General features: G+C 38.6%; 13 protein-coding genes. All 13 read right to left on the bottom strand.

What is annotated here, in order from left to right; genetic code table 11:
* Positions 1-18 precede the first annotated feature (18 nt).
* Complete coding sequence (locus T543_RS08545) at positions 19-1080, bottom strand: radical SAM protein (RefSeq protein ID WP_035767595.1); 1062 nt, start codon at positions 1078-1080, stop codon at positions 19-21.
* Between the two features lie 72 nt (positions 1081-1152).
* The gene (locus T543_RS08540; protein ID WP_035767594.1) at positions 1153-2937 is read right to left on the bottom strand and encodes a motility associated factor glycosyltransferase family protein; all 1785 of its coding nucleotides are present in this window, start codon (positions 2935-2937) and stop codon (positions 1153-1155) included.
* A gap of 4 nt (positions 2938-2941) precedes the next feature.
* Positions 2942-4795, bottom strand: coding sequence for a motility associated factor glycosyltransferase family protein (locus T543_RS08535; RefSeq protein WP_035767591.1), 1854 nt, complete (start codon positions 4793-4795; stop codon positions 2942-2944).
* A gap of 67 nt (positions 4796-4862) precedes the next feature.
* Positions 4863-6680 (bottom strand): motility associated factor glycosyltransferase family protein, encoded by a 1818-nt coding sequence (locus T543_RS08530; RefSeq protein WP_035767590.1) that lies wholly within the window; start codon positions 6678-6680, stop codon positions 4863-4865.
* A gap of 18 nt (positions 6681-6698) precedes the next feature.
* Positions 6699-7004: a hypothetical protein gene (locus tag T543_RS08525; RefSeq protein ID WP_035767589.1), complete on the bottom strand. Its 306-nt coding sequence runs from the start codon at positions 7002-7004 to the stop codon at positions 6699-6701.
* A 147-nt stretch (positions 7005-7151) separates the two neighbouring features.
* Positions 7152-8549, bottom strand: a complete 1398-nt coding sequence (locus T543_RS08520; RefSeq protein ID WP_035767588.1) for a flagellin N-terminal helical domain-containing protein — start codon at positions 8547-8549, stop codon at positions 7152-7154.
* Positions 8550-8832: 283 nt separating this feature from the next.
* Positions 8833-10407 carry an AAA family ATPase gene (locus T543_RS08515; protein ID WP_035767586.1) on the bottom strand — a complete coding sequence of 525 codons (1575 nt, stop codon included), beginning with the start codon at positions 10405-10407 and terminating at the stop codon, positions 8833-8835.
* Positions 10408-10432: 25 nt separating this feature from the next.
* Entirely contained in the window at positions 10433-10798 is a 366-nt protein-coding gene (locus T543_RS15235; protein WP_051638645.1) for a helix-turn-helix transcriptional regulator, read from the bottom strand.
* Between the two features lie 205 nt (positions 10799-11003).
* Positions 11004-11459, bottom strand: coding sequence for a flagellar assembly protein FliW (gene fliW / locus T543_RS08505; RefSeq protein ID WP_035767584.1), 456 nt, complete (start codon positions 11457-11459; stop codon positions 11004-11006).
* 63 nt (positions 11460-11522) lie between these two features.
* Positions 11523-12521 (bottom strand): hypothetical protein, encoded by a 999-nt coding sequence (locus T543_RS08500; RefSeq protein ID WP_035767582.1) that lies wholly within the window; start codon positions 12519-12521, stop codon positions 11523-11525.
* Between the two features lie 69 nt (positions 12522-12590).
* Positions 12591-13070: a hypothetical protein gene (locus tag T543_RS08495; protein WP_035767581.1), complete on the bottom strand. Its 480-nt coding sequence runs from the start codon at positions 13068-13070 to the stop codon at positions 12591-12593.
* 30 nt (positions 13071-13100) lie between these two features.
* The gene (fliS, locus tag T543_RS08490) at positions 13101-13532 is read right to left on the bottom strand and encodes a flagellar export chaperone FliS (RefSeq protein WP_242839494.1); all 432 of its coding nucleotides are present in this window, start codon (positions 13530-13532) and stop codon (positions 13101-13103) included.
* Positions 13533-13585: 53 nt separating this feature from the next.
* Positions 13586-15232, bottom strand: a complete 1647-nt coding sequence (fliD, locus tag T543_RS08485) for a flagellar filament capping protein FliD (RefSeq protein ID WP_035767579.1) — start codon at positions 15230-15232, stop codon at positions 13586-13588.
* Between the last annotated feature and the right edge of the window lie 62 nt (positions 15233-15294).

Genomic DNA, 15294 nt, shown 5'->3' with positions numbered 1-15294 from the left:
GCAAATCATTTCAAGCATTTAAATGAAGTTCACATGTTCTCCCGGGTATCTAAGTTCATCCAAGTACTTATTCATTTCATCTAACCTGCAATTTTTCCGGCAGTTTTGTTTGATGAAATCACCGCAAAAGATACTTCTTATATTCCTTGCTCTATCTGATTCCCATATCTTGTCAAAATCCATTTTATTAATGTTTCCGTAAATATATTTATCCTGTCCCATGAACACAATGCATGGAAATACTTCACCTGCTGAATCCATATAAACCATGAAATTTAGTCCGCAGCAGTCACGATATGGCTTTTCCATCCCCAAATTTTCTATGGACTGAGATCTAAAATAAATCTTGAAATTCTCCGTTTGAAGAGTTCTAAGTTCACTACCTATCTCCTCAGCTTCTGAATAATCCACTTGAAGCTTAGCCTTACTTGAAGGATGCTGTGAAAACGGCTTAACCGTAAAATAGTCAAAACCAATCTCCTTCATCATCTTCCCAAGTGTAACAACTTCATCCTTATTCTCAGGAAGTAATAGAAGCTGCGCACCCAGTGTAGTAGAAAGATTTTGGTCTTTCTTTACCCTGACTGTATCTTCCATATTCTTCAATACTATCTGTAAATCACCTTTCTTACACTGATGAATATATTCATAAGTCTTATCTGTAGCTCCCGCTATGCTATATCTGACCCATGTAAGTGATTTTAAACAATCAGCTGCCTTATCCCCTGTAAATAATGCTCCATTTGTAGACATCGCAGCATCAATTCCATTTTTTTTCGTTGCATTTATTATTTCCGGAGCCTTAGGATGAGCCATAGGTTCTCCCTCGCCGGCATATATGATACTTTTGAGGCCTTTCTTTCCAAGTATTTCAAGATTTCTTATAAGCAGATCCTTATCAAGCATCCTTGGCTGATATTCCATGTAATCCAAGGCACAAAAAATGCAACGGTGATTACAAGCTCCACTAATTCCTATTTCCATTTCAATAGGATAAATGAGCTCTCCCCGCTGCCATGCCGCCACCCTCTCAGGGTGGTATATTAGTTTATGCGAATCCATTCTTATCTTGTCAGCCATTATTCTTCCCCTCATAAACTTCTTTCTGACATAATGAAAAAATATGCTAAATAATATATCGGCACATTTCCTTTATTTCTGCATTGTTTCTTTTAGACTCAACGCATCATTTATCAGATTGCCGTAGTATTCCTCTGCTTCTTCCAGAACTGTCTTTGCTTCGGAAGCATTTTGCATATACATTACTTTTGGCGGAATAGAATACATATCTTCTACCCAGAACTCCTCAAGCATATTATTCATTTCAAGTGAATATAAGCTTTTTCTTAAAGCATCCATTCTATCAAGTTCTTCGACCATTTCCTCAGAATTTGGATTCACTTTATATAGTCGAAGCAATGTCTTACAGCTTTTCTCCAATTTCCCGGACAAGTCAGAGATTTCTTCCAGATCGCTTATCCATCCACTAATTATATTTTTCGCTTTTTCTGCTAATTCATCGTTGATCCCAAAGTTTAACTGCTTATATACATCTTCAATTCGGAATTGTTTTTCCTTAAAAAGATTCGTAACCTCTGATAAAGCCATCACTTTACTTCCCTCTATGAATGCTCCACCTTCGGTAGCATCGATACATTCAATTTCAGGATTTTGTTTTATTTGCCTTACAAAAAAGTCCCTGTATTTGAGCCACATTTTTGTAGTTAGAACCTTTTTCCCATCTACACCTTCCACTTCTATGCTATCTTCTATTCCGTCCATGCCATCTTCAATACCATCAGCATGGTGTTTCCCGTCTTTATATGCCAGATCTTGTCCTGCAAAAATAATCTTTTTTACTCCAAGGAGCTTTAATACTACATAGGCTCCGCCTGCAACATTACCTCCCATATCTATCCCGGAACCAAGAGATGCTCTGTCCCCAAAAAGTTTCTTCTCGTAGCTGATGGCATCAAAATATATCAGATTACCCTTTGCTTTTCGTTGCGAATCGATATTTAGCTGATAAGAGCAAATAACAGGTATTTTATTGTCAAATGCATATTTCAAATAGTCAGCACTTTTTTCAGCGTCAACAGATATAACCGCATCCGGTAAGATTTCATGTTCTTTTAACGTACTTAAAGCTCTGTCTGTAGAAAGTAAAAAAGCATGACCTTTTAATTTCTTTAGTTCATCCACATTTCCGTTAAGCGATGGTCCTGCAGATATGATCACAGCTGGAATATCGTCAGGGAATACTTTTGCAAGATCAGATAAAAATAAACTCCCCTCTATGTGGTTCCAAGCATAAAGTCTGCATCTTAGTGCATTTCTTCCCCTTGTTTTTTTGAAGTTCCTAAGAGCTACACTTAATCTGCCTATCTGCTCGCAGGCATTGGAAAAGAACTCATCGTTTGAATAAAAAGGAGTGATGATACCAACCACTTCCGGTCTGTTGCAAATCACATCATTATGCACTATATCTATCATTCTGTTTTTTTGATCATCATAAATAAAAAGATAAATTCGCTTATTTAATATCAGATCAGAAATATCTATAGAGGAGCATATATATTCAAACAGTTTTTCATCCGGCTCAAATACATAAAAAGATGTATCTGCTCTAAATGTATTAAATAAGGCACGCAAATATACACCGGTAGAAAGCCCGCACAATATCACAGAAGTTCTCCGCTGCTGTTTCTCCCTGCCCTTTGCCCATTCCAAAGCTTCATACGAAGGGTTATATATACTATTTAGGCGGATTCTATGTGACGCATCTACATTTACATATAAAACAGGTTCTCCGTTTTTTGCTTCCTCAATGCTATACTTGCTGCGTCCTACGTCAATTTGAGGAACCAATATGCCATACCGTGCTTGAAATGCATCTCTATTCTTTTCATATATTTCATCTGAATAATTTATCTGCATCCTGTTATTCTATTGGTTCACCCTTCTTTTCTTTTTCCCAGTCAATCTTTCCCTGCTTCATGGCCTGTTGCAATTCTTCCTTTAAGCTCATGCAATCCTCAGGGAAATGTTCAAAGAACTTCATAGCACTTTCAAAGACCGGGATAGCTTCTTCATTGTTCCTGACCATAAATGTATAATCCGGTATGGAATATAGATCCTGTATCCAAAATTCTTCCATTAAAGAATTGATCCTGGTCATGTATATTTCCTGCCTAAGCTTGTCCATTTTAACCAGTTTCTTTTCTGCAGCTGGATCTCCTATATTCTGATATTTACTGATCCTGAGAAGCTGTTTACATAAAATGGCAAGTTCATCAGAATTATGCGCTATCATATCCAGGTCCTTTATCCACTGCTCTTCTACCTTAAGTGTTGCCTCGTATTCTTCGTCACTTTCTGCAAATGGCATATCGTCGAATATTGCCTTGAGATCATAATTATTTATGCATACCTTGTCGGCTACTTCTTGAAGTGTCATTATTTCGGTTCCTTCAATTCGAGCACCACCTTCTGTGGCATCAATGACTCTCATCTCAGGGTGGATCAGTATCTGCCTCTCAAAAAAGTTCTTAAAACCGATCCACATATCATTACTTTGAACCATATTTCCATCAATTCCAGGTATCTCTTTTACATCCAGCTGCGGAGCACCATCATTTCTTCCATCAGCATGGTGTCTTCCGTTAAGAAAGGCAAGATCTTGTCCGATCAGGATAACAGTTTTTATACCAAGAAAATCACATACTGTAAAAGCACCCCCTGCAACATTACCGCCCTGATCAAGTCCGTTTTGAGCTACAATCTTCTCTCCTATCAGATCATATTCGTATGACAATGCGTGGTAAAAAATCCTGCGATCATAATACAGTTTCTGTGTTTCAGCATTTAGCTGGTATGAACATATTACAGGTATGTTTTCCGCCACTTTGGCTCTCATAAAGTCAGGGCTTTTTTCAGCATCCAGAGATATTACTGCATCAGGAACAATCCCATGCTCATCGAGAACCAGAAGCGCTCTGTCAGTACATAAAATAAATGCATGCCCTTTGATTTTATTTAATACTTCAACATTTTTATGTAGTGATGGCCCTGCAGCGACAATTATGCAAGGAATATCATCCGGGATCCTCTCCCTTAAATCTGCCAGAAGATATGCGTTTCTTAAATGATTCCATGAAAACATCCTGCATCTTAGGGCATTTCTTCCCCTACTACGCTGATAGTTACTTGTAGAATCCATCATTATTGACATTTCATCACACATTTTATAAAAATAATCATTTCCCGAATAAAAAGGTGTAATTATTCCCTTTGCTTCAGGCCTGAACGTAGCCATATCATGGACTATATTATCCGACATCTGATTATATTGTTCTTCCGTGACATACAGTCGCACCCTCGGATGAGTAATTATAGGCTCCATATCTGCAAATGCGCATACATACGAAAACAAGCTCTCTTCCGGTTCATACACAAAAAATACTGTGTCAGGACGCAGCTTAGCCATGAGCGCACGCAAGTATACACTTGTAGAGATGCCCATCAAAAGGATTGTTGTTCGTCTGTTTAGCATCTCCTGTTTTTCAGCCCATCTCTTAGCCTCGTAAGAAGGATCATATATACTGTTAAGTCGCAGATCTCCGGAAGGTGATGCATTTTTTATATAGACTACGATTTCTCCATCCGAAGCTTCTTCCATTCTGTATTTGTCATCTTCATCAGGATCAATAGTCAGTTCTACTCCATACCTTTCCTTGAATAATTCAAAATTCTTTTTTCTTACATCCTCATCCTTTGTAAGTACCTTGCCATTCATAGCTTTTCCCACCATCTCTAAAAAATCACATCTATAATTCGTAATAAAAAAGTTCTTCTTTAAAAGCCTAAGACAATGACTTTATCATTTCATTCTTTAAGCTTTCACAATCATCAGGCAGATTTTTATAAAATTTTTCAGCTGATTCCAAAACAGGGATTGCCTCCTCATTTGTTCTAAGGAACAAAACCATATCGGGTATACTGTACAAATCCCTTATCCAAAAATCTTCCAAAAGTGAATACACCATTTTTTTATGTATCTGAAGTTTTAATTCTCCGAGCTTTCTCCTTTTCTTTGAGTATTTATCATCATTTATATCGTGATATTTAGCGGCTTTAAGTAGCTGCGAGCATATTATTTCCAATTCTTTTGAATTGCCGGATATGAAATCCAGGTCATCTGCCCACTCCTTTATCTTTTCTTTGGTTATCTTTTGCCCTTCCTGTGACTGTGCTTTTTTCATATCATTAAATACATTTGAAAAATCATATTCGCTGTCGCTGATTTCTTTTACCACATCGGAAAGCGCCATTATCCTTGTACCCTGTATTTTTGCGCCACCCTCTGTAGCATCTATTACATCTATTTCCGGGTGAAGGTTTATCTCTCTTTCATAAAAATCCCTGAAGGATATCCACATCTCGTTAGTTTCTACAGGATTACCATCAACACCTTCAACTATCATTCTGGTTATATCAGGATTTCCCTCTTCTTTATCATCTGCGTGGTGTTTCCCTCCTGTAAATGCAAGATCCTGGCCGATCAGGATAACTTTCTTTATTCCCAAGGTCTCGCATATGATAAAAGCTGCGCCTGCAACATTTCCACCATGATCCGGTATCTGTCTGCCAACATGTTCGCCTATAAGCTCTATTTCATACCTAAGGGCATGAAAATATATACACCTTCCTTCAAATAATTTTTGAGTTTCAATATTTGTCTGATAGGAACATAAAAGATATGCGTTCTTTGCCACCTTTACGTCAAGATAATCCGGGCTTTTCTCAGCATCCATAGATATCACCACATCAGGCACAATATCGTGTTTATCGAGTACACTTAATGCTCTGTCAGTACAGAAAATAAATGCATGCCCCTTAATCTTTTTTAGCTCCTCTACATTTTTGTTAAGAGATGGCCCCGCAGCTACGATAACAGCAGGCATCTTTTCATCCACATTTTTCTTAAGTTCAGTCAGCGTATACGCATTATTCATGTGATTCCAGGCATACATCCTGCATAATAGAGCTATTCTTCCACGCCCTTTTTGGAAATCATTCCCCGAAGCCATTGCCGACTCAAGTTCATGACAAATATGGGAAAACTCATTGCTATCTGAATAAAATGGTGTAAGAATTCCTCTTGTTTCCGGTCTGTATGTGGCTAGATCAGCCAGCATAGCAGACGACATCGTCTTTCTCTGATATTCAGTTACAAATAATCTGATTCTGATATGCGAAATAATATCTGTGATATCTGCAAATGCGCAGACATAAGAAAACAAAGCCTCATCCGGCTCAAAAATAAAGAAAACTGTATCCGGACGGAACCTGTCCATAAGTGCTCTAAGATAGACACCTGTCGAAAATCCCATAAGTGCAATAGAAGTCCGTCTTGTAGGAACCGACTGTTTTTCTGCCCATTTCATAGCTTCATAGATTGGAGAATATAAACTGTTAAGTCTAAGGTCTCCCGTAGGCAAGGCTCCATTAACATAAAGCACCGGCTCTCCGTCTTTAGCGGCAGCAATCCGGTACTTCTTATCTTCATATCTGTCAATCTCCGGTCTGATACCATATCTTTCTTCAAAGGCATCAAAATTCTTCTTACGGAGATTTTCATCCTTATACAATTCGTTTATTTCTCTCCCCTCAAAAGTCATAAACTACTTACCCTTAATTCACTTTTTAATCCATTCTTCAATTTCTCGATTTAGATCATGATGAAGAATATCAGCCACCAGAATATAATCCCCTTGCTGATTTGCCTCAGCAAGCCTGGAAAAATCTCTCTGCCACTCCTGCATCTGGCTTGCATGCTCAGCATCTGCTTTTCCGTATTGTACCAAAAGCTCCGTAAATGTAACCAATAACTTCATAACAGGTGCAACCATCTCCGGGCCGCCCGGTTTTCTTTGGTAGATGGTATCTGCTGCCTTTTCATTATTGGCAATGACTTGCCTGCCCATATCCTGTAACTGACCCATAAATCCCCCTGAAAGAACATGTCATAATTCAAATAATATTTTGATAATTATATCATGAAATACCGCTATTTGAAAAGAGCTCCCCCTTGCGGGAGAGCCCTTTCTATGGTTGTACTTAATGTACTATGTAGTATTTCGCTAACGTGATTAGCCGAGGAGTGAAAGAACACCCTGATTAGACTGGTTAGCCTGAGCAAGCATTGACTGACCTGCCTGAGCAAGAATATTATTCTTGCTGTAGGTAACCATCTCTTCAGCCATGTCTGTATCACGGATACGGGACTCAGCTGCTGTGGTATTCTCTACTACGTTATCAACGTTCTTGATTGTGTGCTCTAATCTGTTCTGAACAGCACCAAGTGCAGATCTCTGCTCGGATACAGTCTTGATAGCATCTTCAATGGCATCAATTGCATAAGTTGCAGCTGTACCAGATCCGTCAACTACGTTAAGACCCTGAATACCAAGGTTAGCAGCGCTCATTACCTGCACACCAACTGTGATCTTGTTTGTCATGTCAGCATCTGCACCAACGTGGAGCTGAAGTCCAAGATCCTTAGCAACATGTGCTGTCTGCTTAGTAATTGAGAATGTGAACATCTTTCCTGCACTAGTTGTATCTCTACCATTGTCAACCTGAACAGATACCTTGCTCTGCTTGTCAGCATCAACACCGATTCTGTTAGCCTGTGTAAGGGCATCCTTCATCTTATCTCTTGCTGTTGTAACTGTGATGTTCTTATCAAGCTTAGCATCTGTAGCTGTACGTGTTGTATTTCCGTTTACACGAACCTTAGCACCGTCAACTACCATTGCCTTGATCTGGTCTACAGAATACTCATCTTCACCATACTTAAATACTTTGGTTGATCCATCCTTTGTACTTGTTCCCTTAATATAGGTTGTACCATTGATGGTTACTGAATTTGCTCCATCGTTTCCGATAGAAGCCTGCAGTTTACCAATAGTATCTCTATCTTTATCGTAGATGTGATACTCTCTACCAGCGATAGTCTTGTCTGTATCAGAGTTGATATAAGCTGTGAATGTACCCTTCTGTCCAAGATCTGCAAGTGTTCCGTCAAGACCTGCGTCATGAGCAGCCATGTACTTGTCATGGTAGCCCTGACCACCCTTAAGAAGGTAAGTCTCGTTGAACTTTGTTGTCTCAGCAACACGGTCGATTTCTGTTGTCAGCTGATCGATCTCGTTCTGGATAGAAGTACGGTCTGTCTCACTGTTTGTTCCGTTAGCAGCCTGAACTGCAAGCTCATTCATTCTCTGCAGCATATCGTGTACTTCAGTAAGTGCACCTTCTGCTGTCTGAACTGCGCTTACACCATCGTCTGCGTTGGTGGATGCACGATCAAGACCTCTGATCTGTTTTCTCATTTTTTCGGAAATTGAAAGACCTGCTGCATCATCTGCTGCACGGTTAATCTGATAACCGGATGAGAGTTTCTCGGCTGACTTAGACTGTGAACCTGTTGTTACTCCGAGCATTCTGTTAGCGTTCATCGCTGTTAAATTGTGTTGTACTACCATAATATACCTCCTTGTTTGTGTACGCGGCAAATCCTTTTGCCGTAGTTATGGTTTTTAAATTGTTTCAGTTCGGATAACCGATGAGTGGAGTTCCCAGGCTGCTCTCTCCCTGCTATCCTACTATATCCTCATGTGCTCTTCTCTGCGTTCCGTGCCACAGAACAATAGCACTGTGAGTTCTCTACACTCATTATATCGGATGTGTAATCACAAAGTTAACCCCTTTTAGCAAAATAATTCTAAATTATTTATAAACATTATTTGCCTAAATATTCCTGCCCATCTACTTAACAAATGATTCTATAGTGCAGGTATGTGTTTTACTGTTTTCATCATAATTTATTCCTACAAAGAGCAAGTTCCCACTGTATTTACTAAGGCTGTCAAAATATTTCTTTTCCTTTATCTGATTGATAGCACTCTCAGCAGTTTTATTTTTTTTAAGTTCTATTATCATCGCAGGCATATTTGGTACATAAGGAATATAAACCACATCTGCAAAGCCTTTTCCGGTAGTCATTTCTTTTACTACTGTATATTTATTTAGTGCATACAAATATGCAAGATAAATCGCGCTCTGAAGGGCATCTTCGTTGTTGTAGCTCCTGTTTGACGTGACATGAATATGGCTTACATCAAGTGCTTTTTCAACAGCTTCACCATTTCCTTTTATAGTTTCATCAAGAAGTTGTCTGGAAGCCTTTATTATTTCATCAGTGGTTTTATAATCTTCATCAATTTCAATCGCGTTCATCCATTCCTGCCTTACTTCACCGTTAGGAATACGGCAGGTTTTTTCATCATAATCATAGGTAAGATATCCTAAATGAATAAGATATGTCATGATGTCACTTTTTGTTTCAAATGAATTCATTGTATTCATGAAACTCGTAACATTAACGTCTACGCTTTCTCCCGCAAGCATTCTGATAACATCATCTTTAATTCCGTAAGTATTGTGTCTTATTCTGTCTGAAATAACTTTGTAGGAAGATGTTTTTCCCCAGTAGCCTTCAAATCTCCCTCTTTTCGAAAGTTTTACTACCGATTCAGGATTAAATAATTCAAATCCATTTTGGTGATATCCATCATACCAACTGCAACATTCTTTATAATCTATGTTGTTTGTCTTGCATATTTCTTTTACTTCCTCTGCAGTAAAACCTATGTACTCAGAAAAATCCTCTGCATCTACAAATGTATATTCATGAAAATTGTTCAGCTTTGACTGAATCTTATCTCTTACAATTGGAAGAATTCCTGTAAGATACGCAAAAGCAATTGCAGGACGGAGAGTGTTGCTTTTAAATAGTCCATTCAGAAAACTCAAGTATGCATCTAACTGTTCCTGCGGCACATTTTCCCTAACATAGACATCATATTCATCTATCAGTAACACAAACTGCTCTTGGTATTTTGTAAATACTTCCTGCATGGATTCAGCAAGAGAATAGCCACTCTGAATATCAGCATCGGGAAATTCATCGATTATTTCTTCCTTGATCTTATCAGACATGATTTTTATCAGATTATCTTTATCTCCTATATTCTGATACTCACTATTTAGATCAATCTGAATAACATTATATTTATTGAGATTATCCCTATACTTTGGAGTACTTGCTATCTTTAAGCTGCTAAAAAGAGCATCGGAATCGCATCCCTTAGAATAGTATGCTGCAAGCATATTCCCTGCTATTGTCTTGCCAAAACGCCTTGGTCTTGACATGCATATATATTTATTATTCGTATTAATATAATCGCTAACTACATCAATCATCATGGTCTTATCCACATAGTTACCAGTATTGATTGCTTCTGTAAAATTGGAATTGCTAGGATTTAGATATATTCCCATTTCGTTCTCCCCTAAATTATAGTTTTTATAACAGTCTATTCTTATCCATCACCTGATCAATCAATGTATATTCCACGCTGTCTTCCAGACCGTGATTCCCATTCTTCTTTTTTCTAACCCTCTTCTTTTCAGCATGTCTCTCTCGCTCCAATAGCACTGACGACCCTTTTTCCATGTCAGGTATCGCATCATTGACATTATCGATAAGCCCCACTGCATAGATTATTTTTATAAAATTGGCAAAAGAGATTTCTTCTCCATTCTCAAATCTTTGTATTGACCTAAGCGACACCCCGGATTTATCTGCCAGTTCCTTTTGTGTCATCTCCAATTTAATTCTGCACTGTTTTATTTTTCTCTTTATTTCAGCAATATAGGAAGGTATATTCATCTAAGCCCCCTGCATTTATATTGTTTTTTGAATAAATTCTAATACCTATAAGAACAGTATAGATAATCCAAAAATAAAACGCAATATATTACGTTTTATTGAGTGGCCTTCCGCTAAACACGTCACATATTGCGTTTTATCTTAATTTACTTGGTGCATGTATATCTTTTTGATACAATATCAGTCCGTTCAGGTAATTTATCGTTCAATCCTGATTCTTTTTCAAATAATCATAGATGGGATACTTGGATGTGTATTCTTCCTTGCCCCAGACAATCTCTATCTGTGCAGCCTTTCCGGTATCAGTATTTATAAGTATTGGCGCATTCAGATTAACCCTCATCTGTGTGATGTCCTCCGGCACAGTAACCGTAACAAGAATGAGAAGGTTTTTATTTGTCAGTGGTTCCAAAAGTTCCACATCATCTTCACTTATCTGAGGATTATAATCATCTTTTATTGTAAGCGGATCGATAACCGGAAAAGCGATATCCGGCTCATCCATTGACTGAAGATACCAGATAGCCGCAACAGGTTTATCCTTGTCATGGAGTAGTGCAAACTTCTGTAGATCCGGAAGCCCCACCATTCCAAAGGGCATTGTGATTATCTTCTCGTCCTCAATATCAATTTCGCCAAAAATTCTGGTATTTGCTTTCATCTTATATTCTCCCTCGTAAATATATGATCATGGCGCCAGGCGCCTGTTACACAAATATCAAAATCATATCTGCTTTGTCTCACTGACCTTGAATCTGATCTGCCAGAATCTCTTTTCTTCAATCATCCTTCTGAAATTAAGAAGATTCTCTCTAACAACCTGCGGATCATCTGCCGTCGATATCTCATTGCCTGGAATAACAGGGACCATCTTGGCTGCAAGCGATGCCGTTATAGAATGGTCTCCGCAGCTTATTATATATTCCGGTCTGAGTTCTGAAATGGTTCCAAGGATCACGTTTAGCTCATCTTCAGATGGCATCTTGTCATCGCACTGAAAATACGGAACCGACAAACCTCTTACAAATACATTGTTGGCATTTGCAAGGTACTGCATATAGTTGTGACCTTCTATGCCAAACAGCGGAACTACATTGGCTACCGGCAATAGGTCGTTCGTGTTTATGATTATTGTATTCTGACACATGCTAACCAGTATTTCCTGAGCTATCAGGTTGATCATATGTGTCTCTTTATGAGTATCCGTAAGATACTGCTGAGTCAGGATAACAGTCTGATCACACTGCCTTCCGGCAAGCTTGATAAACTGCCTGTCATACTGAACCCTGCCTTCAAAATAGGCTTTAATCCTCATATATATCCTGTGAAAGATTCTTGCGGAATCATAAGTAACAATATGAGGTCTTGTATAAGTGATATATTTTGTCTGCATTAATAGGAAGAGTCTGTATTTTTCCTCTATCCTCATCCCTTCTATATAGGAAAGTAGTTCTATGAAAAAATCCTTATCTTCCGTAAGTCTGACCATCAGATGAAGATATGCAACATGTCTTAAACTATCCGGAAGGTTTTCATGAGGAAAAAAATAAACATTTCTCTTTATTCTGGAAGCAAGCTCTATTTTTCCTTCCGGAGACAGCGCGCCGCTTATTATTCTGGCGCCTATCTGTAGCATCTCATCAAAACATTCAGTTATATCTTCTGAAGTCAGAATCTCCAATATTCTGTTTTCATATTCCTTTACAATTGGAAGTTCATTCACATCCGCGCCCTCACGCAGCTATCGCCGCGACAGGAAACAGATTTATGAAAGTATCACCAAACCCGTTTCCTAATTTTTTGAGTCATAGAACTGAGGCGGTGTAACGTTTGATTTATTCATTGTAAGGTAGTAATTAAGTGCAGCACTTGAAGACCTTCTACTTTGGTTTATCCTGTCCCTGGAGCTTTTAAAATGCACATCTGCAAGCAATCTGTTTCTGTTTTCTCCTGTCTCTATAGAATTTGACAGGTCAGTTATCTGCCTTATCAAATCCTGCAAAGTAGAAATTTCCTTCCTGTATTTTTCTTTATTATCGCCAAGTTCGTCCCTTACCCTGTCAAACAAACTTTCAAAGCCATCATTTAGCTTTTCAACCTGACCAATCAGTTCACTTTTTCTTGTCAGTGTCTTATCAAAGCTTTCTTCATCGAACCCCTCTTCATTTTCAAGTAACTTTCTCTGCTCAAGGTTTTCCTTTTCTATTTTCTGTAAAACCTCGATTTTCTGTCTCAAACTTTCTTCCATCATACTAAGATATGATCTCGTCATCTCTTTTATCCCCCGATTGTCGATAACGTGTTATGCAGGTGCTCCCTGCGCAGAAGGAGCAGGCATCTGTCCTTTTGCAATTTTCATAGCATCTACCCAGGTATCTCTCATGGTATGAAGGTGCTTATTTACTTCATTCATTATTTCGAGAGAATCTTCCCTGTGAAGATCTGCTTCTACCAGTCTCTTCATAAGATAATTGTATACATTTTCAAAATCTTTTGCGACCGGATAATTCATATTAAGTGTGTTATTAAGGTAGTCTACTATGTTCTCAACCTTAAGAAGGTATGTGAGGAACTTGGACTCATCCTTGTTTTCAAGGGCCATTATCGCAATATTGCAGAATTTAATGGCTCCATCATAAAGCATTAATGTAAGTTCCTCAGGCTTTGCCATCTGAATCTTAGTATTCTGATACTGATTCATTTGTTTTGCATAAGGATTTCTGGCTACGGGCATATTCTACCTCCGTGTTGTTAATCTATCTGTTTCTTGCAAAAGCTTTCCTGTTATCAGGTTCCAAGCATTCCTGCAAGGGAATTTGTCTGCTCATTTAATTTGGTCATGGCTTTTTCCATCTGAGCAAACCGGTCATAATACTTATCTTCCATCTTGGTAAGCTTTTCCTGTTCGTCCTTAAGCTGAGTCTTGAAATTGCTTACCTGCTTCTTCATCTGCTTATCTTCATAAATTGTATAAGCACTCGAAAAGTCCGTTGACTTCATCAGGTCGCCAAGCTTTGAATACATCTCACTTGATATACTCTTAAAGAATTTTGTTACGATTTCAGGGTCCTTTTCTATCTTTAGCTTTAGCTTATCTTCCTTACTGCTTGTAAGTTCATCATCCTCATCACCATAGATATGCCACTTCATTCTGTCTTCTTCTTCACCCTCGAAGTAACCCGGAGTAGCTATATGGAATGACCAGAAAGATGTCTTTACCTGAACCAGTTCACCTGTTTCTTTGTTAGTGTCCCACTCACCAAAATCATAAGATTTCATCATGATATTCTTCATTTCGGTCATAACGCGGAAAATCGTGGGATCCTTGGACAAAAGGCCTTCGTCAATCTTCTTGTTCCAGTCTTCTATCTCTTCTTCTGTCATTTCGTCTTTCTGCTCTTTGGTAAGGATTGCATAATCTTTGGCATCATCGGCATTATACAGAGTAAACATCTCACCGATAAGGTCGTTGTACTCCTTGAGGAATCCCTTGACCATATCATAGATACCGCTTGTGTCATCACTTGTCTGTATGGAAATATCTTCAGCTACCTGCTTGGCTGTTATAGTCAGACCGTTTATATCAAATGTATTGTCATTTGATTTATATGTAGCACCATTAAGTGTGATTTCGGAATCTGAACCATAAACATGAGTTGCATCTGTATTTTCATTGTAATCAAGTCCGAGCGCCTTAACGATCCTCATATCCGAGTGTTCAAAATCGATTGCAAAGCTCTCATCTTCTCCTGATTTACTAGATGACATGTAGATTCTTCCCTGCGTTGCATCATAGCTTGCATTAAGGCCGTATCCGCTTGATGACTTTGCATCCTTAAATGCTGCTATTGCTTCTGCAACTGTTTTGCCGGGTTCAATGTTAATATCAACATATTCTCTGGTATCAGCGGTGCCCTCTGCAGGCTCTTTTCCAAATCTGATCCTTATCGTATTTTTGAAGTCGCTGTCAGTTACAGCAGGAGTTACTTCATTTCCTTCCTCATCGAGAACTGCTTCCTTGTGGACATTTGCAGTTGCAGAATATCCGCTCAGATTCTCTAGAGAAGTTGTAGGTCTTACCGTTCCTGAACCGATTTTTCCGCCGGTCAGATATCCATTGCTTGCAAGCTTATTAACGCTAAGCGTCTGAGCTCCGTTCATAGCCGTGCCGGATGTAATGATAGTAGCTGCACTTTCATTTGAAATGCTGGTTGTTTTCTTTACATATGAAGAATCATATCGAAGATTACTAAGTGTTTTGTTGTAGAAGTTAACTACCTTTTTGTTAAGCTCCTTCCACTTATCCAGCTTCATATCAAATTTTTTCTGGTCGCTTTTAACCTTTTCTACTTTTTGCGACTGTACTTTCGTAAGCTCGGTAATAATACTCTCTGTATCGAGCCCGGAAGCAAGTCCGGTAATTCTCATAGTCATATGGTGCTCCTATTCCGCGAAAAAGATCGCTCGTGTTACCTAAATCACCTATAACTTATATC

It is taken from the genome of Butyrivibrio sp. NC2002, assembly GCF_000702265.1.
Classification (GTDB): domain Bacteria; phylum Bacillota; class Clostridia; order Lachnospirales; family Lachnospiraceae; genus Butyrivibrio.
The sequence above is the reverse complement of the archived record's forward strand: the minus strand, read 5'-3'. Positions and strand labels throughout refer to the sequence as shown.

Coding starts and splice junctions, on each gene's coding strand:
- T543_RS08545 (WP_035767595.1), bottom strand. CDS start 1,080: ATGGCTGACAAGATAAGAATGGATTCGCATAAACTAATATACCACCCT.
- T543_RS08540 (WP_035767594.1), bottom strand. CDS start 2,937: ATGCAGATAAATTATTCAGATGAAATATATGAAAAGAATAGAGATGCA.
- T543_RS08535 (WP_035767591.1), bottom strand. CDS start 4,795: ATGAATGGCAAGGTACTTACAAAGGATGAGGATGTAAGAAAAAAGAAT.
- T543_RS08530 (WP_035767590.1), bottom strand. CDS start 6,680: ATGACTTTTGAGGGGAGAGAAATAAACGAATTGTATAAGGATGAAAAT.
- T543_RS08525 (WP_035767589.1), bottom strand. CDS start 7,004: ATGGGTCAGTTACAGGATATGGGCAGGCAAGTCATTGCCAATAATGAA.
- T543_RS08520 (WP_035767588.1), bottom strand. CDS start 8,549: ATGGTAGTACAACACAATTTAACAGCGATGAACGCTAACAGAATGCTC.
- T543_RS08515 (WP_035767586.1), bottom strand. CDS start 10,407: ATGGGAATATATCTAAATCCTAGCAATTCCAATTTTACAGAAGCAATC.
- T543_RS15235 (WP_051638645.1), bottom strand. CDS start 10,798: ATGAATATACCTTCCTATATTGCTGAAATAAAGAGAAAAATAAAACAG.
- fliW (WP_035767584.1), bottom strand. CDS start 11,459: ATGAAAGCAAATACCAGAATTTTTGGCGAAATTGATATTGAGGACGAG.
- T543_RS08495 (WP_035767581.1), bottom strand. CDS start 13,070: ATGACGAGATCATATCTTAGTATGATGGAAGAAAGTTTGAGACAGAAA.
- fliS (WP_242839494.1), bottom strand. CDS start 13,532: ATGCCCGTAGCCAGAAATCCTTATGCAAAACAAATGAATCAGTATCAG.
- fliD (WP_035767579.1), bottom strand. CDS start 15,232: ATGACTATGAGAATTACCGGACTTGCTTCCGGGCTCGATACAGAGAGT.